The sequence below is a fragment of the Pedobacter folensis genome (genome assembly GCF_056490665.1).
In genome coordinates, this window is record NZ_JBWJIF010000001.1 from 1,162,849 (window position 1) to 1,184,764 (window position 21,916).

17 protein-coding genes are annotated in these 21,916 nt (G+C 39.6%); 7 read left to right on the plus strand and 10 right to left on the minus strand.

From position 1 onward, the window contains the following. Nucleotides 1-3: 3 nt before the first annotated feature. The 7 genes from AC04QZ_RS04655 to AC04QZ_RS04685 form a co-directional block, all read right to left on the minus strand. A complete protein-coding gene (locus AC04QZ_RS04655; protein ID WP_478356772.1) occupies nucleotides 4-813 on the minus strand; it encodes a DUF4843 domain-containing protein in 810 nt (269 codons plus the stop codon). Nucleotides 814-843: 30 nt separating this feature from the next. Continuing rightward, nucleotides 844-2,334, minus strand: a complete 1,491-nt coding sequence (locus AC04QZ_RS04660; RefSeq protein ID WP_478356773.1) for a RagB/SusD family nutrient uptake outer membrane protein — start codon at nucleotides 2,332-2,334, stop codon at nucleotides 844-846. A gap of 33 nt (nucleotides 2,335-2,367) precedes the next feature. Continuing rightward, the gene (locus AC04QZ_RS04665; protein WP_478356774.1) at nucleotides 2,368-5,700 is read right to left on the minus strand and encodes a SusC/RagA family TonB-linked outer membrane protein; all 3,333 of its coding nucleotides are present in this window, start codon (nucleotides 5,698-5,700) and stop codon (nucleotides 2,368-2,370) included. Between the two features lie 274 nt (nucleotides 5,701-5,974). Then, nucleotides 5,975-7,096: a FecR family protein gene (locus AC04QZ_RS04670; protein WP_478356775.1), complete on the minus strand. Its 1,122-nt coding sequence runs from the start codon at nucleotides 7,094-7,096 to the stop codon at nucleotides 5,975-5,977. A 147-nt stretch (nucleotides 7,097-7,243) separates the two neighbouring features. Next, the gene (locus AC04QZ_RS04675; RefSeq protein WP_478356776.1) at nucleotides 7,244-7,828 is read right to left on the minus strand and encodes an RNA polymerase sigma factor; all 585 of its coding nucleotides are present in this window, start codon (nucleotides 7,826-7,828) and stop codon (nucleotides 7,244-7,246) included. A 1,171-nt stretch (nucleotides 7,829-8,999) separates the two neighbouring features. Next, entirely contained in the window at nucleotides 9,000-9,491 is a 492-nt protein-coding gene (locus tag AC04QZ_RS04680) for an anthrone oxygenase family protein (RefSeq protein WP_478356777.1), read from the minus strand. Nucleotides 9,492-9,796: 305 nt separating this feature from the next. Beyond that, a complete protein-coding gene (locus AC04QZ_RS04685; RefSeq protein ID WP_478356778.1) occupies nucleotides 9,797-10,018 on the minus strand; it encodes a cold-shock protein in 222 nt (73 codons plus the stop codon). Nucleotides 10,019-10,140: 122 nt separating this feature from the next. On the opposite strand from AC04QZ_RS04685, the gene AC04QZ_RS04690 reads away from it, so the two are divergent. Beyond that, on the plus strand, nucleotides 10,141-10,866 hold the full coding sequence (locus tag AC04QZ_RS04690; protein ID WP_086546606.1) for a LytR/AlgR family response regulator transcription factor: 726 nt from the start codon (nucleotides 10,141-10,143) through the stop codon (nucleotides 10,864-10,866). A 97-nt stretch (nucleotides 10,867-10,963) separates the two neighbouring features. Here AC04QZ_RS04690 and AC04QZ_RS04695 read toward each other — a convergent pair whose 3' ends face one another. Then, nucleotides 10,964-11,143 carry a histone H1 gene (locus tag AC04QZ_RS04695; RefSeq protein WP_057933955.1) on the minus strand — a complete coding sequence of 60 codons (180 nt, stop codon included), beginning with the start codon at nucleotides 11,141-11,143 and terminating at the stop codon, nucleotides 10,964-10,966. 342 nt (nucleotides 11,144-11,485) lie between these two features. Here AC04QZ_RS04695 and AC04QZ_RS04700 point away from each other — a divergent pair, with 342 nt between their 5' ends. The 3 genes from AC04QZ_RS04700 to map all read left to right on the plus strand — a co-directional run bounded on the left by AC04QZ_RS04700 (nucleotide 11,486) and on the right by map (nucleotide 14,345). Continuing rightward, a complete protein-coding gene (locus AC04QZ_RS04700) occupies nucleotides 11,486-12,640 on the plus strand; it encodes a helix-turn-helix domain-containing protein (protein ID WP_478356779.1) in 1,155 nt (384 codons plus the stop codon). Between the two features lie 175 nt (nucleotides 12,641-12,815). Next, entirely contained in the window at nucleotides 12,816-13,427 is a 612-nt protein-coding gene (locus tag AC04QZ_RS04705) for a Crp/Fnr family transcriptional regulator (RefSeq protein WP_478356780.1), read from the plus strand. A gap of 117 nt (nucleotides 13,428-13,544) precedes the next feature. Then, nucleotides 13,545-14,345, plus strand: coding sequence for a type I methionyl aminopeptidase (gene map, locus AC04QZ_RS04710; protein WP_478356781.1), 801 nt, complete (start codon nucleotides 13,545-13,547; stop codon nucleotides 14,343-14,345). Between the two features lie 93 nt (nucleotides 14,346-14,438). Here the strand turns inward: map and AC04QZ_RS04715 are convergent, their stop codons facing one another. Together AC04QZ_RS04715 and AC04QZ_RS04720 are read right to left on the minus strand one after the other, a co-directional pair. Beyond that, complete coding sequence (locus tag AC04QZ_RS04715) at nucleotides 14,439-15,443, minus strand: 2-hydroxyacid dehydrogenase (protein WP_478356782.1); 1,005 nt, start codon at nucleotides 15,441-15,443, stop codon at nucleotides 14,439-14,441. A gap of 56 nt (nucleotides 15,444-15,499) precedes the next feature. Continuing rightward, on the minus strand, nucleotides 15,500-18,259 hold the full coding sequence (locus tag AC04QZ_RS04720) for a glycoside hydrolase family 2 protein (protein ID WP_478356783.1): 2,760 nt from the start codon (nucleotides 18,257-18,259) through the stop codon (nucleotides 15,500-15,502). Between the two features lie 164 nt (nucleotides 18,260-18,423). Between AC04QZ_RS04720 and AC04QZ_RS04725 the strand changes: the two genes are divergently transcribed. The 3 genes from AC04QZ_RS04725 (at nucleotide 18,424) to AC04QZ_RS04735 (ending at nucleotide 21,769) form a co-directional block, all read left to right on the plus strand. Beyond that, on the plus strand, nucleotides 18,424-18,678 hold the full coding sequence (locus AC04QZ_RS04725; RefSeq protein ID WP_478356784.1) for a hypothetical protein: 255 nt from the start codon (nucleotides 18,424-18,426) through the stop codon (nucleotides 18,676-18,678). A 17-nt stretch (nucleotides 18,679-18,695) separates the two neighbouring features. Then, on the plus strand, nucleotides 18,696-18,887 hold the full coding sequence (locus AC04QZ_RS04730; protein ID WP_478356785.1) for a KOW motif-containing protein: 192 nt from the start codon (nucleotides 18,696-18,698) through the stop codon (nucleotides 18,885-18,887). A 113-nt stretch (nucleotides 18,888-19,000) separates the two neighbouring features. Continuing rightward, on the plus strand, nucleotides 19,001-21,769 hold the full coding sequence (locus tag AC04QZ_RS04735) for an outer membrane beta-barrel protein (protein ID WP_478356786.1): 2,769 nt from the start codon (nucleotides 19,001-19,003) through the stop codon (nucleotides 21,767-21,769). Nucleotides 21,770-21,916 lie beyond the last annotated feature (147 nt).

Consider the following 21,916-nt stretch of genomic DNA (forward strand, 5'->3'; position numbering starts at 1 on the left):
TATTTAAATAACCTCATTGCCATTTTCGTCTATAAAATAATATTTACCATTCTGCATATTTTTTCGCAAAAGCGTTTTCTTGGCCGGATTACTTTTATTGTAGAAATAGTAGCTATCGGTATTACCCGCGGTTACCTCTTCAATTACATAACCTTTTGTTTGATTTTTAGTAACCCAGTTAAAGGGATTGTTTAGCATAGTGGTTAATAAACCTATGTAATAGAGGTTTTTCGGTGCATCCAATCCGTCGGTTGTAAGGGAAGTCTGTCCGGTTACCAGAATAAACAATTCGTGTTTGGTCCTCGAATAAGGAGGTAATGGCCAGGTGTCCCACCAGTTTGGTTTTTCCAGTTTGGAGGAAAAAACTACTTTTGCCCTGATCAGATAAGGGTTTTCGATGCCCAGATCTGATGTGCCCATTAATTTGATCAGTATCGAAACCGATCTGTTTTCGAGTTCCTTATCCTTGTTATAAATCACCACGGGAATGTAGCCTATTCCGCTGTTCGGAAGAATTGAATACTGGGCTTTTAAAGGTTCGTAATGAATTCCGGGTGTGGCCGTAGAAGAATCGGCGTCTACCTTTGCACTAAATTTACGATCTGCATCTGTTCTGATTCCCGATAAACGAACCGGAAGCCATACCGTATCCTGGGCGCGTGTAGGATTATAGGCAAAGGTCCTCACGATACTGTCTTTATCGCCATTATAAATGTCGAAATAAACATTTGCGCTGTGATCAAAACGCATTTCTTCTGCTTTCTTGCAAGAAACCAGACAGATGATTGCGAATATTAATATATATATTTTCATAATTTGCTATTAATAGAATTTCAAATGGTATTATCTGCCACCATAAACAATCTCATCGTTAGGAAGAGGGAGCACAAAAATGTTATCGGAAGCAGGAATGATGACACCGGTTTGCCCTACTATGCCTCTGTTTAGCCGCTTATACATATAGAACAACTGACCTTCTGCTAACCATTCTTTACGTGCATCCTTAAGCAACTCTTTTATTAAATCCTCTTCATTATTGATGGCCAGGGGATCACCTATTTGTCTGGCTTCACGTACCTGTTTAAGATAATTGACCGCAGCTGTGGGATTGCCTGCATATGAACACTCCGAAGCAATGTAATACATTTCACTGAGCCTGATTGCAGGAGCCATCAGGTAATGTAGATTCGCATTTACTTCAGCACTTAATGGGTTTCTACGGTATTTAACAATGTCGTAAGATCTTGACGATTGACTCGATGTAGCCGACAGCCAGTATTTATAACGGGAGTCACTTGCTCCGGCCGTTGCCTTTTCATAAATATAATCTGCAGCGTCTTCAATCAGGTAAAAGCCTCTGGTGCCACTTTGAAACCAATTGTCTTTTATATCTTTTGCTGCACCCGGGATATACCATCCGAAAACAAGTTCCTTATACAGGATACGGTCTTTCTTGGAATCTTCGAATGCCTCGAAATCGCTTTTAGCGGTCCATGGAAACTTTTTTGAGTCGATTACCTCTTTCGCATTCAGTAAGGCTTTAACCTTATCGTTTTTATAAAGATAAACCCGGGCAAGCGTTCCACATACCGCATAATAATTCAAACGATGTCTTCTGTTCTGCAGGAAAAGACTTGGATTTTTCTCCTCGGTATTTTTCAGCGAATCGGTAACCAAGGGATAGTTTACAATATAACCGGCACTCCGAATCGGATCGGCAACCAACAGTTGTTTCGACTCTTCCAAATCCCTGATAATGAGATCCATGGTTTCTGATACGGTAGAAACCGGAGTAATCTCTTTCGTGTATTTGTTTGCATAGGGAATTCCTTTTGCCGAAGGGTTTCTCAAATAAGAAGGCGCAAAAAGACGCAGCAGGTCGAAATGCAGATACGCCCTTAATGCCAGGGCTTCTCCTTTGATAATGGCATAATTACTCCCGCTAAAAATGTTCTTTTTTGCATCTATATTTTCGAGAATCAGGTTACAGTTTACAATTGCATTGTATAAGCCTGCCCATATTTTATCCTTGCGTTTGATAAACTCACCATGTTTATAATTGTACAATGAGGTTTGTCTGTAATCCTGTCCGTCTTCACGCATCGAAAAATTTTGGGCCAGCACTTCTGTTGTACCAAATGTGAGTTCTTTACCGTAGAGATCTGATTCTGTGCTACGGTTATACACGCCGTTTATGGCTTCCATAAAACCACTTTCGGTACTGAATAAAATCGGAGCAGCTATTTCTGATTCTGGCTCAACTTCCAGCCATTTTTTGCAGGAACTCAATAAACCTGTTATTAAGATGAGGCAGATTAACAATCTAATCTTCATATTTTTATATTTTAAATCTGTTAATAATATAGCTTAAAAAGCTGCTCTAATTGAAAAGGTTAAACTCCTGGTAAATGGATAATTAATTCCCCTTTCTTCTTTTACTGATGACCAACGCACCAAATCATTGGCCGTCACCTGAAACATCAGACTCGTCATTGATAATTTAGATGCGAATTTTTTATTCATATCATAAGAAACGTTGAGTGACTGAAGGTTGATCAGATTATCAGGTTGTATAAATCTCGAGCTCACATCGGTCTCGCCATTATCTGCTATATTCTTATAAAAAGAGAGATCGCCAGATTGCTTCCATTTTTCTTCGAATACACGCTTATCAACATTATATTTTGGATCAGCATTTTCAACACGCTCTACCAGGGTGAGGTTATATTTGTCGCCCCCAAAAAAAGTTTGAAACTGCACATAAAGACTAAATCTTTTGTAGTTAACCGTTCCACCAAAGTAGCCGCTCACTTTCGGATTAGGATCGCCTATTACCACATAATCTCTCTTATCATAATCATAGGTAAGTGTACCATCTTTTTTGATGTAGAGCTCACGTCCGTTTTCAGGATCTATGCCCAGCGAACGCACACCATAAATGGCATTAAATGGTTGTCCTTCGCTAAACCGAAGTAAGGGAATCCCTCTGTAACCGCCATCTCCTGGTTTCAACGACTGCAGTTCGTCTGCCCGATCATTGTATTTTTTTAAGGCATTTGAAATTCTCACTACTTTGTTTCTGTTGGAAACCATGCTTGCATTCAGGTTTACCGACCAGTCTTTGCTTCTTACAGCATCTACGGTTAAGCCCAATTCAGCACCTTTGTTTTCCATGTCGCCAAGGTTTTCTTTATAGGATAGAAATCCTGTTGATGGCGGTAAGGTTATATCAGCCAAAATATCTTTAGTAAACTTCTTATAAATCCTCGGCGTAATCATGATACGATCTTTAAACAACCCGATATCGATACCAATATCCGTCATACGCGTTTTTTGCCAGCCCAGGTTTTCATTTCCATAATTGTTTACGTTGGCACCAATACCCGATGAATACCAATTTCCGGTATTATACTTATAAATGGTTTTTGACAAATAAGGATCAAATTCTACCGAACCTGTTAGTCCGGTGGAGGCCTTTATTCTCAACTGGCTTATGACATTATTGCCCTTAAGAAATTCTTCCTGGTGTACATTCCATCCTAATCCGAATGACCAAAAAGGAGCCAGTTTGTTGTTCACTCCAAATTTTGAAGAACCATCAATACGAACAGTTCCATCCATCAGGTATCTATTTTTATAGGAGTAGTTCATGGTAAAGAAAGAGCCAAAAAGTCGTGCTTTTTCGAGCCTGCTTTGAGGTTTTCCATCTTCAGCATACCCCTTGGCAAAGCCTATGCTCGTAAAACGATCATTTGCAAATCCGATAGCTGTAAATTCTTTTTGATCGCGCAGCTCTGTGCGGGCATTAACCCCTACCAATGCGTTAAAATAATTGTCGCCGATCTGCTTGAGCCAGGTTAACCTAATATTACTATCCCAATAGGTTTCCTTCATTTCCCTGTTCATGTATTCCCCCTTCTCCTCTATTTTATCTGTTGTGTACAGGTAATATTTATTTGCCAGCGGAGAGGTAAATACATCATCAGAATTCGATCGTGTGGTTATGCTCATTTGAGCCCTTAACCTAAGGTTTTTAGCCACCTCTACATCCGCAGAAAGGTTATCAATAATTTCGGTGTACTTGGATTTATTGAAACTACTTAAAGAGGCATCATACAATGGATTAAAAACATATTCTTTCGATCGGTCTTGCTTTTCATATACATCCGAAATCCGCATAATCATGCCATTGGCATCCTGCAATGGATAATAGGGATTCATCCGTACATAATTAGAAAAATCGCCATAGGGAGATTCGGTAGCGCCCACTTGTGTTATGGATAACTCATTTCTGAATTGAATTTTGTTCAGATTATACTGAAAACTCATGCCACCTGAATATTGATTCCTTTCAGACCCTTTCATGGCTCCGGGTCTTGTTTGGTAGCGAAGGTTTACATTGTACCTAAATGCCTGTGAACCTCCATCCAGATTCACCGCATGTTTATGTCCAATCGTGTTACGCAGGGGTTGCGATAGCCAATAACTGTTAACGCCACCAATCACATTGGCTTTTTTGTGGTAATATATTTCATCGAGCTGATCCTGAGACACCTGTTGTTTCGCAGAATTGTATAATCCTGCCAGGACTTCATAATCTAGTTTTTCAGCTGCATTTAAAACCTGGTAATCACTTAGGTCTGCAGCAGTAAGATTCAATTCGTAGTTGTATTCTACCCTTAATTTCCCTTCAAGAGGTGTTTTAGTGGTAATCACAATTACACCATTAGCGGCACGTGAACCATAGATTGCTGTTGCCGCTGCATCTTTCAATGAGGTAACCGATGCAATTCTATTCACATCCAAATCGAATACTTTCTGCACACTTACTTCATATCCATCGAGCATGAAAACAGGCATGTTTGCGGTTCCAAGAATGTCGTCCCTCCTTAACACCTGCCCATCACCGCTTGGCAGTGCAGAAGCGCCCCTAACATTGATGGAAGGAATTCTGTTGGGATTGGAGCCTGCCAGATTATTATCGATCAGTTTAAATGAAGGATCGAATGTTCCGATACTTTGAAGCAGATTTTGTGGATTTACCCTTTTCAGCTGATCACCAGATATGGTTATCGCATTACCGGTATAGTTATCTTTTTTAATCGTTTGATAACCCGTTACGACCACATCGTTCATTTGGGTTAATTTAGCGTTAAGCTTAATCTCAAGTGTTTTTCCTCCTGTAGCTTTCGCTTCTAACAAGTCGTAGCCGACATAACTAAACACCAGAATACTTCCTTCATCAACATTGACTTTAAATTCTCCTTTATCGTTGGTAACGCCTACACTTGCACCATTTTTAACGGAAATGGTAACGCCTGGAATGGTTTCACCTGTCGCTTTATCAAACACTACACCCTTAACTTCAACTTTTACAGCTGCACGTTCTGGTGTAAGAGCTACATTTTCCTGTCTACTGATTACGATCGTTTTGTTCACAATGCTATAGCTCAGGTTTTGATCTTTTAAAGAAGCATTCAACGCATCTGTCAACGATGCCTTAACAAACTCGACGGTAACATCTGGTTTATCCTGCAGCAACTGACCTTTGTAAAAGAAAAAATAGCCCGTTTGCTTTTTTATCTCCTTAAAAACTTGTTTAAGCGAGGTTTTTCTTCGAGAGAGCGTTACTGTTTGGGAGAAGGTGGCTGCCGACAAATGTAAAGCACCGACCAATAGTAAGATTGTAGTCAATTTCATGACCAATAAAAATTTAATCTTTACCCTCCGCATGTCGCACACGGGGTTGTAAAGGGTAGTTAATTTCATACCTTTGTAATGAATGAGGTTAAAAAATAGCAGCTGGGTTTCGAAGCAAGCTGCTTGTCCAAATTTCTACCGGAAGCGTTGTCGCGCTTTCGGTTTTTTTAAAGGTAGAATGCTAAATTTCTGGTAGTTTTTTCATCATAAAGTTTAGTTAGTTCGTGAATTGGTTGGTTGATTTCTCGGCTGTTTATAGAAAAGCCATTCTTGTTTAATTTCCTGATACGGTAAGTACTTTACCCTTTACCTCAATATGTACATGGTTAAGTTCTAATATTTTAAAAACCTCTGCCAGGTTGCTGTTCTTCTGTATTTCGCCTACATATTTTTCTGGTCTGATTTTGCCCTGATAAACCACATCCACATCATACCAGCGCGAAATCTGCCGCATAACGGTTTGCAAATCATCATTATCGAAAGAAAAAATATTATTCTTCCAGGCCATTTCTTTATCGATATCGACCTGTTGATTGACAGATAACCTGGCATTGTTTGTATTAAACTGCGATTGTTCTCCCGGGTGCAGATTTACTGTAGCCGATGCAGCACTCACTTTTACGGCACCCTCTAACAAGGTGGTTTTAACCATAGGCTCATCGCCGTAGGCGTTAACATTAAAGTGTGTGCCTAAAACTTCTACGGTTTGGGCATTTGTTTTTACCCTAAAAGGACGGGTATGGTCTTTTGAAACTTCGAAATAGGCTTCTCCATTTAGCTCAACTACCCTTTCGTTTTTGGCAAATGCATAAGGGTACTTTAGCGTTGTGGCCGCATTAAGCCAAACTTTTGTACCATCAGGCAGGCTTACCTGATATTCTCCACCTCTTGGTGTAGCAATGGTATTTGATCCGCTAATAGCCGCAGCATTCGGAATTTCTTTGATAATATATTCGAGCTGACCGTTTTTAGCCTTACGGATGATGATACCATTTTGATTGGCAATCTGACCATTTTCAGCATCATCCAGATCAACAATGGTTCCATCAGCCAGTGTAAGCACCGCCTGATGTCCGCCAGGAAGAATATCTTTCAGTTCTGTTTTGGCTGTTAATGAAGTGGCATTGCGCTGTACAATAAAATAAAGTCCTAAGCTAAAGCATAAAATAATACTTGCCGCAATGGCAAAACGCTTAACCATAACCATTTTTAAAGACCTGCTGCGAGGACTTAATTGGTTCCAAACCTCCTGTTTACTGGATTCAATAAGTACATGACTGGGTGCTTCTTTTTGAAAAGGGAGCTGAAGGTACCAATCTTCAACAATAGTCACCTCCTCAGGCGTACAGTTGCCCGCAAGATATTTATCTAAAAGCTTTTTCGCATTTTTCTCCATCAAAAAAGAAGTTTGTTTGGTTAATTAAAGTATATACGGCGAAGGTATAGCCCTGGGGGTATCGGAAAATTATTTTTTTTTTAAAATATTTTCAATACACCTTATTTTAAAGAGAAAAGACTGCATCTTCAAGCAGCTTTCGACAGATTAACGATAGGTTTTTAAAAGAAAAGCAACATAAACCACCAGCCCTAACCGCGACTTAAGGATTCTTAGTGCTTTTTTAACCTGTGTTTTAACCGTTAATTCAGAAAGCCCCAATTCGAGTGCAATTTCTTTATGCGATTTATTTTCTTTTCGGCTTAAAATAAATATTTCGCGCATTTTGGGTGGCAAAGCATCAATTTCCTGCTCAATTAATAGTGCCATTTGCTTTTCTCGCACCCGATAATCAGTAGATACATGATCCTGATCGATGTAATCCTGTAAAGAATCAACGTATTTACTTTCTACTTTTTGATGTGCAAACACATCCAGTACACGGTTACGCACTGCTGTGTATAAATATGCCGATAAATTACCATCAGGTGCTACCTGTAAACGTTTCACCCAAAGCGATTCGAATAACTGGTGTAATACATCTTTTGCTTCTTCCTCATCATTTAAGCGCCTGCTGGCATGGATAAAAAGTAGCCCATAAAAGCGGTTATAAATTTCAGTAAAAGCCTGTTCATCACCTTGAGTTAACAAGAATGCCAATTCGCTATCAGAATATGAACCGTAAACACGCATAGAGATCACACAAAGATAATACAAATACAATCGGTTTCATTGTACCATATTAGCACTTATCTTACTTAAATATTCATATTTACAGCTTTTTTACAATGAACTAGTGCATTTTACAGCATATAAAGAAAAATTAAACAATTTTCGAAGGTTTTGTCATCAAAAAACGACTGTAAATAAACAAACTTATATTTAATCATGAATTTAGTCGATGAGACACTGAAATAAATTTAAGTTATCCCGTCTTTACACCAGCTTCCCTGCAGAAAAAGCGTAACTAGCCCCGGGCGTAGCGCCATCCCCGAAGCGCAACGGAGGGATATAGCGAAGCACGGGAAAAAACTTTAATAGTTGCACAGGCAAGCCGCTTTAAAAAAAATGCATAAAGGCTTATTTTTCGTAAAGCAAGTGCAGTGCGCTGTAGGTCCGGCAGTCCTTCTTTCCGCTTTTATCTTTTTGTGATGGTTAGCATGATAATGTGGCTTGGTGGAGCAAAAAGGATAACCGCTACAATAAGGTTTATTGAACAAAGGCCTGTTCATTAAAACCACAAATATTTGCCAAAAGAGAATTTTTGCCCCTATTTTTTGCAATGCCCTGCGTAAATAGCCCCGGGCGTAGCGGCATCCCCGAAGCGCAGCGGAGGGATACAGCAAGGCACGGGAAGAAACATTAATAGCCGCACAGGCAAGCCGCTTCAAAAAAAGCATAAAGTCCTGTTTTTGTAAAGCAAGTGCAGCGCGGTAGGTCCGAAAGTCCTTCTTTCCACTTCTATCTTTTTGTGATGGTTAGCATGATAATGTGGCTTGGTGGAGCAAAAAGGATAGCCGCTACAATAAGGTTTATTGAACAAAGGCCTGTTCATTAAAACCACAAATATTTCTCGAAAGGAAATTTTTGCCCCTATTTTTTGCAATGCCCTGCGTAAATAGCCCCGGGCGTAGCGACATCCCCGAAGCGCAGTGGAGGGATACAGCGAAGCACGGGAAAAAACTTTAATCGTTGCACAGGCAAGCCGCTCCAAAAAAATATTCTATGTAATGCAGCGTTCATTGCCTTGTAAGTCTGACAATCCTTCTTTCCACTTTTATCTTTTTGTAATGATTAAGCAAGATGTTGTGGCTTAGCGGAGCAAAAAACGATCGCTGCTTCAATAAGATTGATATATTGGCTTTTAAGGATTTCGGCTTAATATTGCAGCATAAGCGACCAGTACAATACAGATAAATGAAGCGATGGTTCTGATCCGATGGAATAAATTCCAGTCTGGCTCAAATTTTTGGCGTAACGCAGTAAGTTCAGTTGCATGTAGCTGATCAAGATTTGCCCCATCCAAAAGGTTATTAAGGGGCACATTGCCTATGATGGTAACCAGAAAAACGCCGCCAAAATACAATAAGCTTGCTGCTAAAAGCAGGTAAAACACCATGGGTTGTTCTCTGAAAAACCAAACACTTATGGGTAATATAACCAGTGTGCCCATAAAGGAAATAAAAAATAACGGATTTAAAATCGCCCGGTTGATGGATTGCATGGCTTGTAAAAAGGAAGCATCGGAAAGACGGGCAAGGCCTGGAATAACGGAACAGGAGTAGGCATAAAAAAGGCCACCAATAAGCGCAGTAGAAACTGTGCTCAATAAAAGAACTAAGTTTTTGACATTCATAAACAATTGCTTTAAAGTATCCGTATCCTAAAGAGTATGACGAATTTAAGCAAAAACGTTATCCAAAAAAAAATCCTATCTAAAAAAAGAGCGCTAATTTAGATAGGAGAGAGAGATAATCCAGATATGAAATTTAATAGGTAGATGTTAAATAAAAAATTTTAATGCTTATTGCTCCCAAACCAAACGCCGTCTGCTTTAAAATTTCAAATTTTGATTGGTGTTGGCGAAGATCGTACTCTGTCCCTATTTTCAGCAATAGGTTACACAGATCGGTCTGTTTTCGTTATGGATCGGTGTAAATGCTAATCGAAACCCATATTCAGAACGACAATATTAGTTGCCTGGCATCCCACCTGCCCTTGTTCTAAATCAAAGCGAACCTTGGTTCCTACGATTAAAGAAGGGCGATAAATCCCGATCAGTTTCTGGTTATCCGCATAAATCATTTCTTTTCCACCATCGGGTGCGATAAACCCGAAACCTCTTATCGGATTATACCATTTAATCACTCCTGTATACATCATAAAGCACTTTTTTTACTTTAAATTAGCCAATAGAAAGAAAATTTTAGGCGAAACGGGATAAAGCGTTCTATTTTCGGTATGAAAAGGTGTAATTTCGTTATGTGTACCAAGAAGATTAACAAATGATTAAGTGTATAGCCATTGATGACCAGCAAAACTCGATTTCCGGTCTTGAAAAATATATAGCAGATACCCCGAATATGAAGCTTCTGGCCAGTTACACCGATCCGGTAGTAGCCCTGAACGCGCTTAAAAATATAGACCAGGTAGATGTGATATTTATGGACATCCAAATGCCACAGATTTCGGGCATCGAACTTTCTAAAGCCATCCGCTCTAAAACCAGGAAACTGATATTTACCACCTCTCATGAGGAATATGCATTTGAAGCATTCGAAGCAGAAGCTGATGCTTATTTACTTAAACCTTACGGCTACGCAAAATTTGCCTTAACGGTAAACCGTGTTTTTGAGAAGGAAATAGAAAAGACAAGCCAGGAAACTTATTTTTTGGTCAAAAATAAATCAGAAGACCACAAAGCCGTTTTAGTGCACTATGCAGATATCATTGCTTTCGAAAGTTTCCACAACTATGTTAAAATCCATACCAAAGAGAAAATAATTATTGCTTATTTAAGCTTGAAAGATGTTAAAGAACAACTGAACATTAAAAAAGGCTTTATCCAGCTGCATAGGGGTTATATTATCTCCATTAATCATATTTTACATGTAGAGGGTACAAGGGTAACCCTTTCTAACCATACCAGCTTTACTGTTGGCGACCTTTATTACAATGATTTCCGTGATTTCTTCACCGATAAACTCATCACCAGTAAGCGCAATAAGTAATTTTCAGAAAGAAATAAGGCGTTGAAGACGAGATAATTGCCTAAAAAGAAAGCCCGCGTAATAAAACGCGGGCTTTCTTTTTAAAAGCGACAATAAATTATTTAGCGCTATTTTTTTTATCAGTTACTTCAGCTCTAATTTCCTGGGCTAAAACTTTAAGGTCTTGCATTGCTTTACGCACACGTGTACCTGCTGCAGCATTACCACCATCATAAAACTTAGTTACATCTGCTTCAACAGAAGAGATTAGATCTTGTACTTTTTTAAATTTGTCCATAATTTTCTTTTATAGGGATGGAAGTCTCCATCAATTAAATAATATTGCTTTCCGCTCTACAATAAACGGGCCGCAAAACTATTGCTTTTTATAAATTAAACAAACGTTTATACCAAATCATTATTGCGAATAGTTTAAAATTAATGGCGATAGCAGCCTTATTAGCCCCGTTTTTAACCAAAAACAACTTCATTTTTAGCATTTTATGCACCAAATTTTTAAGAATAAAAAATTTACAATTAGGGTAATTTAATTTAACAATTATGTTTTATCTTGGTTGGAAATATGCAGTCTTTGAACCTTATTGTTAGTACCAGTTGTCTATTCTTACTTTTATTCTCTATGCACCTTTTTTTCGCAAAAAAAGGGAATAAACTGCTTAACATTCTGCTGTCAGTTATCTTTTTTGCACGCTTTGGTCAAATTTTAACTTCATTACTTTTTAAATCTGGTCAGCCCAATACCTTAGCCTTCTTTTATCAGACTTTTACGCCTTTGTATTATGCTGCTCCGGCCTGTTTTTACCTCTACATTACAGGCTTTCTGCAGGATCGTAAAAGTTTAGAAAAAATAGAATGGCTTCATTTTGTACCCGCTTTACTGGCTGTTATTCATGTTATTCCATGGCATTTCGCTACCGCACTCGATTGGAATTTGATAGGAAAGCAGTTAGCAGAAAATGGTTACTTCTCCCTAAAAGCAAAAAGTGGATTGTTTCCGCCATATTTCCATTACTTATTCAGGCCCATACTGGTATTTGGTTATTTATGCCTGACCTGGATTGCCGTTCTCCGCCTAAAAAACAACACACAACAAATACTCGAAGGTGAAGGCAGAAAATGGATCATCTTTTTTCTCCGGATTGCGACCTTCTTCCAGTTGTTTAGTTTGGTACCCATTATTTTAAGAGGTTTACACATTCCATATGTTAATGCTTCGTTTATTGTGCTCAATTGTCTGGCACTGCTGGTCATTTTATTATATGCGCTTCACAAGCCTTATATTTTTTATGGCTATTTGCTGGTGGCTGTAGACTGGACTAAAAAACCTGCAGCTAAGAAAGCAGAAACTGATGCCTCATTAATTTCCGCATCAGAAGAAGAGGCAAAACCTACGCATGCAGCTGTCAAAAAAATTAATCTTCTTGATGCGCAGCTGTCTGACTATGCCCTAGCGATGAAAGAAATAATGCAGGGAGAACAACTTTACCTGGTTCACGATTTTCAGATTATCGATCTGGCGGCCAAACTCAACATCCCCATCCACCATTGCTCTTTTGTAATTAACAAACATATCGGAAAAAATTTCCGCGACTGGATAAACAGCTACCGGGTAGATCATTTTTTAAAGCAGTATCCGCTTAAATCGGATAAAATCACCATCGAAGCCATTGCTTCTGAAGCCGGTTTTAAAAGTCTGGCTACGTTTTACAATGCATTTAAAAAAGAAACGGGTTTAATGCCAACCTCCTATTTTGCACAGGAATTAAGCCATTAAACTATTATTAACCCGTTTTTTAGTCTAACGATCGTATCGTTAGAGGCCACAACCGCTGTGTATTTCACCAAAAATTGAAATACCAGTTATCTTTGATTAGAGATCATCATATGCTTATGGTATTGCAAATGAGTATGCTTTAAATCGTTTCTCAAAAATCTAAACCGCCTGAACTATGCCCTATTCAACATCATTTTTACGTCCGCTTTTCGATTATATTGAGCAGTTCTATCCCCTATCTGAAGCCTTTAAAGCCGAACATGAAAAATCTTGTAAGCTCATCCATGTCAAAAAAAATAAACATATCCTTTCTCCAATAGACAGTAATGCTTCGTTATATTTTTTGGTTAAAGGGCTCGTTCGTGGCTTTGTACGTGATGGCAAAAAGGATATCAGCACCTGGTTTAGCTTTGGAAATGAATTAATAGGCGCTATACGTCACCCTGATCAGCAGCCTAGTCATTCGATAGAATACCTGCAGGCCCTGGAAGACTGCCAGCTGATCTGTATTCCTTACACCCTAATCGATTTGATGTATGCCAACTATCCGGAGGCCAACCTGATCGGCAGAAAACTATTGGCGCTTCATTATTATGCGGCATCAGAAAGATCGATCCTGGCCAGGATACCAAAAGCAATGAGCAGGTACCGCAAACTCCAGCAAAGTGATCTGGACATCAACAGAATACCGCAGCGTTATCTGGCCAGCTACCTCGGCATGCGTTTAGAAACCCTGAGCAGAATTAGAAATAAAGTTTTAACACTCGATTACAGGCTGTGCTCTTAATGATCGGCGGATATTTAGTCCTCCGCAACCCATCATGCTAGCATTTAGGCATTCAATCTTTTACCGCTCAGGCCTTCTCCTTTTTTCCTTTCGGCTTCTTTTGCTAAATTTGCGGCAATGATTTTATATAAAACCAACGAAGAAGTAGAACTGATGCAAATCAGTGCCTTACTGGTGAGCGATACCCTTGCAGAAGTAGCTAAAATATTAAAGCCAGGCATTACAACCCTGGAAATTGACAGGATAGCCAACGAATTTATACTTGATAACGGTGCTGTACCTTCCTTTTACAACTATAATGGCTTTCCTTTCCATATTATTACTTCGGTAAATGATGTGGTGGTACATGGCTTTCCGACTAAAGATGAATTGAAAGATGGCGACATTATCTCAGTAGATGTGGGGACCATAAAAAACGGTTTTCACGGCGATCATGCTTATACTTTTATCATCGGAGAAGTATCGGAGGCAGTATTAAAGCTGGTTAAAACAACTAAGGAATCGCTTTTTCTTGGAATTAAAGAAGCTGTTGTAGGTAAACGCATAGGCGATATTGGTGCAGCTATCCAAAACCATAACGAAAAGCAGGGTTACGGCGTTGTAAGAGACCTGGTTGGCCATGGTTTAGGTAAAGACATGCATGAAGATCCGCAGGTACCTAATTATGGAAGAAAAGGCAATGGTTTACTATTAAGAGAAAATCTGGTGCTAGCGATTGAGCCCATGATCAATATGGGTAAAAAAGACGTCTTTCTGGATGAAGATGGCTGGACAATCAGAACAGCAGACGGAAGTCCTTCTGTGCATTTTGAACATGATGTATGCATTAAAAAGGGTGAAGCGCTTATTCTCTCTAATTATGCCCCTATCGAAGCCGCAGAAAAGCAGAACAGCAACCTCAATACTTCTTATTACTAGAGCAACAATACAACGCGCATGGAGATTTTGTGGCAACCTTCATTAAAGCTCCATGCGTTCAATTTTATTTCCTGGTATCAAACTGCTGTCTTATTAAACCAATATTGCATCTGAAACTTCCTCTTCAGCCTTATTTTCCGATAATATCTTAACCGTTTTTAAAGTAGATTCTGCAATTTCTGTTATGGCCTCTTGCGTAAAAAAAGCCTGATGTCCGGTGAGCAAAACATTCGGAAAACTGATTAATCGCTGAATATCATCATCTCCAATAATACTTCCGGAAAGGTCTTTAAAAAAGAGTTGTTCTTCCTGCTCGTACACATCGATTCCCAGTGCAGCAAGCTGCCCGGTTTTTAGGGCGTCAATTACCTCTCGCGTATTAATCAATCCACCCCTGCTTGTATTGATTAATGTCACACCTTTTTTCATCGTCGATAAGCTATTCGATCCAATCAGGTAATGGTTCTCTGGTGTAAGCGGGCAATGCAGCGAAATCATATCCGCTTCTTTTATGACTTCATGAAACGGCAAATACTCTACGCCTGCACTTGCTAATGATGCATTCACGAAAGGATCAAAAGCCAGTACGCGGCAACCAAAACCAAGCATAATTTTACAGAAAGCAGTGCCAATTTTCCCTGTACCAATCACCCCTACTGTTTTTCCAAAAAGATTAAAACCCATTAAACCCGAGAGTGAAAAATTCTGTTCACGTACACGATTATAAGCCTTATGGGTTTTACGATTTAGGGTAAGCAACATCGCTACTGCATGTTCTGCAACAGCTTGTGGCGAGTAAGCCGGAACGCGGCAAACACGAATTCCATATTGTTTGGCCGCATTCAAATCCACATTATTAAAGCCTGCACAACGTAAGGCAATAATTTTTACCCCTTTTTGTGCCAATGTAGCGATAACCTCAGCCGTAAGTTTATCGTTTACAAATACACAAACCACATCGGTACCGGCTTTTATCGCGTCGGCAATATGAGGCCCGAGATGGGTTTCCCAAAATTCCAGTTCAAAGTCATAATGTTTATTAGCACTTTCAAAAAATTCATGGTCGTAAGGCTTCGCAGAAAAAAATACAATCTTCATATGGTTAAAAATACGGATTAAATATGGCTTTGATGTGCTGCTTTGACTTCTGATTGCTAATGTTCATGCCCAAAATCGAATAATAGTGTCCCTTTAAAAGTTTTACCATCAGCTTTGTTTTTCTGACTCTGAGGCCCTAATAATAAAGCCGACTGAAACTTAGTACCAATGGCACTTATCCCTTTTAAGAAGCCAATACTCCCTTCCGGAAAGGCAGGCTCTACATTGTTATTGCTTAATGCCGCAGCTTCACGTGCAGGCCTGAACATTTGCAGATAAGTATCCTGATCGGGAATATAAACGGTAAACGGGGCTTCCTTATTTTCTATAGTTACCCAGTTCACTTGCGCATGATAACCTTTAAACTCAGGATATCCCCAGGTTTCGCCGGTGATTGAATTATTATAATCCTTATGCCAAACCCCAAACTGCTGTCCTTTTAATCTGTTTTTCCAGGCCCGGTATGGGCCACGGCCAAGGTATTTCATCCCAGTAGTTTTATCCTCCGGGTAATCAAAGGTAATGCCCATAAAATCAGCCTCGCCCTGTTGGTTAAACTGGTATTCGAGTTTTGCCAGCTTTCCAGGTTCAAATGTCCACCTGGCATGCAAACCACCTGCTCCCTGGTAGTCAGACTCGACGATATACTTTGCCGCTTCTGCCCTATGACTAAAATTTTTCAATTCGGTAGTTACACCGGCCAACACAGGACCTTTTGACAAAGAAATAACCGTATTGCCTTTAAGTACTTTCTGCAGATACCCTGTTGACTTTTCAAAATAATAAGCAATATCATCCTGTTTAATCACCAGCGATTGACCAGTTTCTTCAGCTTTTACGCCCGAATTGGATGCGATCGTATTTTGCTTATCTGCAATTAAAGCCGCAGTTTTTATCGGCCAGCTCCAGGTAAATATTTCTTTCTTATCGGCCCCATAAGCGGTTAAATATAAAGCATCGCTTTGTGTCCACGATTTTGGTAAAGCCAAATCGAGTGTGCTTTTTTCTCCAGGTTTAAGCTTAGAAGTTGCTATCCCACTGGCCCTTACAATAGCCTTTGTTCCTGCGGCACCAGCTAAAGGAAAAGTAACTAATTTCCATTTAAAAGTACATTGACCAAGATTGGTAAAACTGAAACGGTTCTCCACGGCAATTTTCCCTTTAAAATCTTTGTCAATTTTTGACAGATCAACAAAAACAGGAGACCAGATCTCTTTTATGGTGTAAAAACTGGCTTCCTTTTCACGATGCGGCCCAACAATTCCATCAGGCGCATGATTTCCATCACCATCATTAATGCCGTTTTTATCTGTCCGGATTACATTTTCATCTACCAAAGCCCAAATGAAACCACCAGCGCCATGCGGGTGAATGAGCATCTGATTCCAAAAATCGTCTAAAGCGGCACCAGCACCCCCATCGTAAAGGCCATGCATAAACTCTGTGGGAAAGAAAACTTCCTGGCCTGAATTAGCCGCCTTAACCATATAATTATAATCCGGATAATGTTTGGTATCGGTTCCGTTAAACTTCTCCCAGGGGTGGATTACGGTACGTTTCTGCGGATCGTATAAGGCATAATCATTATCGAGGTCAGTATTAAATCCCCCCTCGTTGCCATTGGCCCAAAATATAATAGAAGGATGGTTTACATCCCTGATGACAAGTTCTTTTACCAGCCTGTGCCCAACGGTATTATCGTATTTTGCCTGCCAGCCTGTTAACTCATTAATCACATATAAACCTAATGAATCGCAGACATCCAGAAATTCTGCATCTGGAGGATAATGCGACATGCGAACGGCATTCATGTTCATTTCTTTCATTAACTTCACATCCATTAAATGTACCTCAGGACTTAATGTACGTCCGCTTTCAGGCCAAAAGCTGTGGCGGTTAACGCCTTTCAAAATCATTTTCGCTCCATTAACATAGAAACCGTCGCCATTTCGCAGTTCAAGTGTCCGAAAACCGAACTTTTGTTTCACCTGATGAATAATCTGCTGTTTATTCCTGATCCGCACCACCACCTGATACAGATTGGGGAATTCGCTGCTCCATAATAAAGGTTTTGAGAAAGTAGAATTCAAGGTTTGTGTACCCTTTTCTAAATTCACCTTCACAGCAAACGCTTTGCCTACATTTTCACCATTTATTTTTTTTACCTGGGCTTCAATAATATCGTCAGCAGCTAAGTTTTGGCCATAAACATCCAGCTGAAAGGTCCCGTCGGCTTTAGCATTCACCGCCACCCTTTCTATAAATTTATCCGGAACCGTTTCCAGGTAAACCGGGCGGAAGATGCCGCCAAAAACCCAAAAATCACTTGTTCTTTCGGCCTTATTAATGGAAGTATTTGCCGACATCTTGTCAACCGTTACTTCCAGTAAATTCTGCTCACCGGGTTTTAATAGCGTAGTAATGTCATATTTAAAACGATAAAATCCGCCCTGGTGCAGGTCTCCGGCCAGTTTTCCGTTAACGCTTACCTTGGTATCAGTCATAGCGCCTTCAAATATCAGGAACACCTTTTTCCCTGTAATTTTACCCATCGGAAATTCATAACGATAAATGCCCTGTTCGTTGGCTTTAACTTTATCATGCCCATAGTTATAACTTCCAAAGCCCTGTAATTCCCAGTTAGAGGGCACTGGTATTTTAGTCCATATGCCGCTTTTACGACCTGCCGTACAATAAAAATCCCATTGTTTGGTATGATCTTTATCTGTTCCGGAAAGATAGATTTTAGTAGTTTCCTGCGAAAAACTCGAGTAAGAAACCAATAGTAACAATAGTGGTAGTAATCTTTTGATCATGATATACTTAGTATTATTTGGATTTATTAAACCGAACGTTTACAAGATAATGGATTTTGTGCTTAGATAAGATTGCCTAACCAGCATTTTACAACTTTGATCCTTCAGGACTTAAAAAACATTAAAAATTTTATAATTTTACGGAGAACCCTAACCGATTCACGATGAAAGACAACAAGTTATCTGAACTTACCCTAACCGAATTAAACAAACAGAAAAAACAATTGAGCGGTATTTTAATTGGAAGCGCAATTGTCATGCTGTTTCTTATTTGTGCACTTTTATACCTGATTGTTAAAAAACAAAACTTTGTTCTCCTGGCCATTATTCCGGGCCTTATGCTGGTTTGGTTACCCGTGGTAATTAAATTAAGTCAGCTAAATACCGAAATAAAATTACGAGGTTCAGAGACAAATTAAAGCCCGCAAAAAGCTAAATGGAGACTACAAATTTAAAAGATGGCGACTACTGCACGGTAGTTAAAGGAACGCATATCGGTAAATCTGGCAAGGTAAGCGATATAAATACCAGTAAAACAGGTCACATTACGATTACGGTAGAACAAGACAATGCTGTTAGGTTCAAAACCCTTGGCAGAAACGTGGTATTACAAGAGCACACAAAATAAATGCCCTGAAGTTAAGCTGGAATCTTAATTTTAAATACCATTCATTCGTTTATTTTGGATAAAAACTCCATCTTTTATACGAATTACACCTTCATGATCATAAATCGATCATTTTGCCTGATAACCAGGCGAAAATCACCACATTAACCGATAAAACAGCCAAAATTAGTAACATGTTGATTACGCTGAACAGTGTTAGCACGCTGCTCCGTACTTTTATGCCACACACAAATAAACTCATGAGGGCTTTTACTAAATCGATTTGGCTACTCCTGCTCTTTGCAGGTATTTTCACAAACAGTAACGCACAAAATTATACCGTAAAGGGTATTGTGCTTGATACCGCAGGCTTACCACTTCCCGGGGCGGTAGTGAGGATTAAATTCGGTGCTGACAGCACAGGCACCTCTGCCAATCCTGATGGTACATTTGCATTAGATAAAATTAAATCTAAACAGTTTACCTTATCAGCAGCTTTTATTGGCTTCGACACCTTTATAAAAAAGTATGTGATCGAGAAAGGCAATAGTTTAAATATTACTGATATCAGGCTGAAGCCATCATCAAATACACTCGAGGGCGTAGTGATTTCAGGCGTCCCTCCTGTTAAAGTAACTGAAGATACCGTGAGTTTTAGTGCCAAGGCCTTTCCAGTTAGGGATGGCGATGCTGTTGATGAAGTACTGAAAAAATTACCCGGTATTAAGGTAGATAAGGATGGTAACGTAACCAGTCAGGGCTCGCCAGTAACCAAAATCCGTGTTAACGGCAAAGATTTCTTCGGAACAGATGTAGCCACAGCCATCAAAAATCTCCCGGCAGATATCATCAAAAACCTACAGTTTATCGACGATTATGGCGATCAGGCCAAACTTACCGGCATTAAAACGGGTGAGCCGGAAAAGGTGCTGAACCTGACCATTGAAGAAGATAAAAAGAAAGGTTATTTCGCCAGGGCTTCTGCAGGTGTGGGTAACTCCGATCGCTACAATACCAATATCAGGGGGAATAGTATGAAAGGTGAACAGCAGATTTCATTCGATGGAACTTCGGCCAATGCCAATATGCGTGGCGGAGGCGGCGATGGTATTACCACCAGAAATATTATCGGCCTTAACTATAAAAATGAGTTTAATACCAAACTCTCTGCAGATGCGGGATATAATTTCAACAACAATAAAAACAACACCATTAGCTCTACCTATACACAAAGTGTGCTTCAAGATGCGGGACAAAATCCGTTGAGCAGGCTTGAAGATGCCCGAAATAACAGTAAGAGCGACAACTATAGCCACTGGTTTGGCGGTAATTTGGAGTATAAAATAGATACGATGAATTACCTAAAAATTTCTCCAAACTTTTCTTACAATACCAATAGTGGCAATAATACAGGGAGCTCGCTCATCACTCAGGATACCTTGTTTACGCGAAGAGAAAGTAACAATTTCAGTAATTCGAATAATTTAAATGCCCGTACCAATATCTTTTACAACCATAAATTCTCTAAAAAAGGCCGGAACCTTAGCTCCTGGGGTAACATCAATTATACCAATGGCGAAAATTATGGTAATGTGTATAACAAGTATATCAACATTCATGCTAACGTAGCCGATTCGGTACTGCAAAACCAGCTGAACAATCAGAATAGCCGGAATTTAGGACTTAATGTGGGTGCATCGTATATGGAGCCTCTTTGGAAGAAAACCTTTTTAGAAGTAAATTATAGCTGGAACCGATCATCAACAAATAATTCGAGGGATGCTTATGATGTGGCCAATGGTAACCAGGTATTTAACCCTAACCTCAGCAATATTTATGATTATCAGTTTATCACCAATAAAGTGGGACTGAATTACCGGTATATTGGCGAAAAACTAAACTATACAGTAGGCCTTAATGCACAGCCTGCGTTGCTTCAGGGGCAGAATTTAAGTAATGATGTGCAAACCGTTAACCGAACTTTTAACCTCATCCCTTCTGGTCGGTTTTCGTATAAATTTTCTAACCAGGAATCGTTAGATGTTAATTATTGGGGAAGAAATAACCAGCCTGGTTTTTTACAATTGCAGCCTATATCCGACAATTCGAACCTGCAAAACGTTGTTACCGGAAACCCAAATCTGAAACCCGAATTTATCCACAGTGTCAATGCGCATTACAAGCAGGCCGATTGGAGTGCCGGAAAAGTAATAATGGCCAATTTTAAGTATGAACGCACTAACGACAGGGTTGTAACCACTAAACAGCGCGTACCTGGTACCGTTAATCAGCTGACCAGCTACACCAACACAGACGGATATTACACTTTACAGGGCGATTACGACATCAGCAAACCCCTTTCACCCGAGCGAAAATTTACCATAGGCTATTCTGGTTCGGGCCAGCTGAACAATAACATTACTTTTACCGACGATAGCAGAATAGAAGCACGCAATATGGCCTGGCGCCAGGAACTCGAATTTAGGGTCGACCTGAAAGATATTGTCAACTTTGAAATAGAAACTTCTTATTCCCAAAACCTGACCAAATATTCGAATGACACCTTTACCGACCGTCAATCTAACCGCTTTGAGTGCGGCATAGAAGGTCGCAATTATTTCTTTAAAGATCTTACCCTGGGCTACGATTTCACCAAACAGATTAACTCAGGTTTCGATAATGGTGCAGTGCGAAATCCAACATTGCTTCGTTTATCAATGGAATATAAGTTTATGAAGAATGATATGGCCGCTATCCGTGTGGAAGGATTTGATCTTTTTGATCAAAACTCCGGCATATCAAGAGATGTTTTCGATAACGTAATTGTAGACAGGCAAGTTAACCGCTTAGGCAGGTATTTCATGTTATCACTTATTTATAGAGTGCGTAAATTTGGTGGTTAAGATTAACGATCGGCTGTGTTTATCTTCTTCAATCTGCGGGAAACCTAAGTACCAGGTGTTCCCGCAGATTACATTGATCCCGCAACCCTCATTACATCGTCCATTCCCCATCTTCCATCTTACATTCCCCATCTTCCATCTTACATT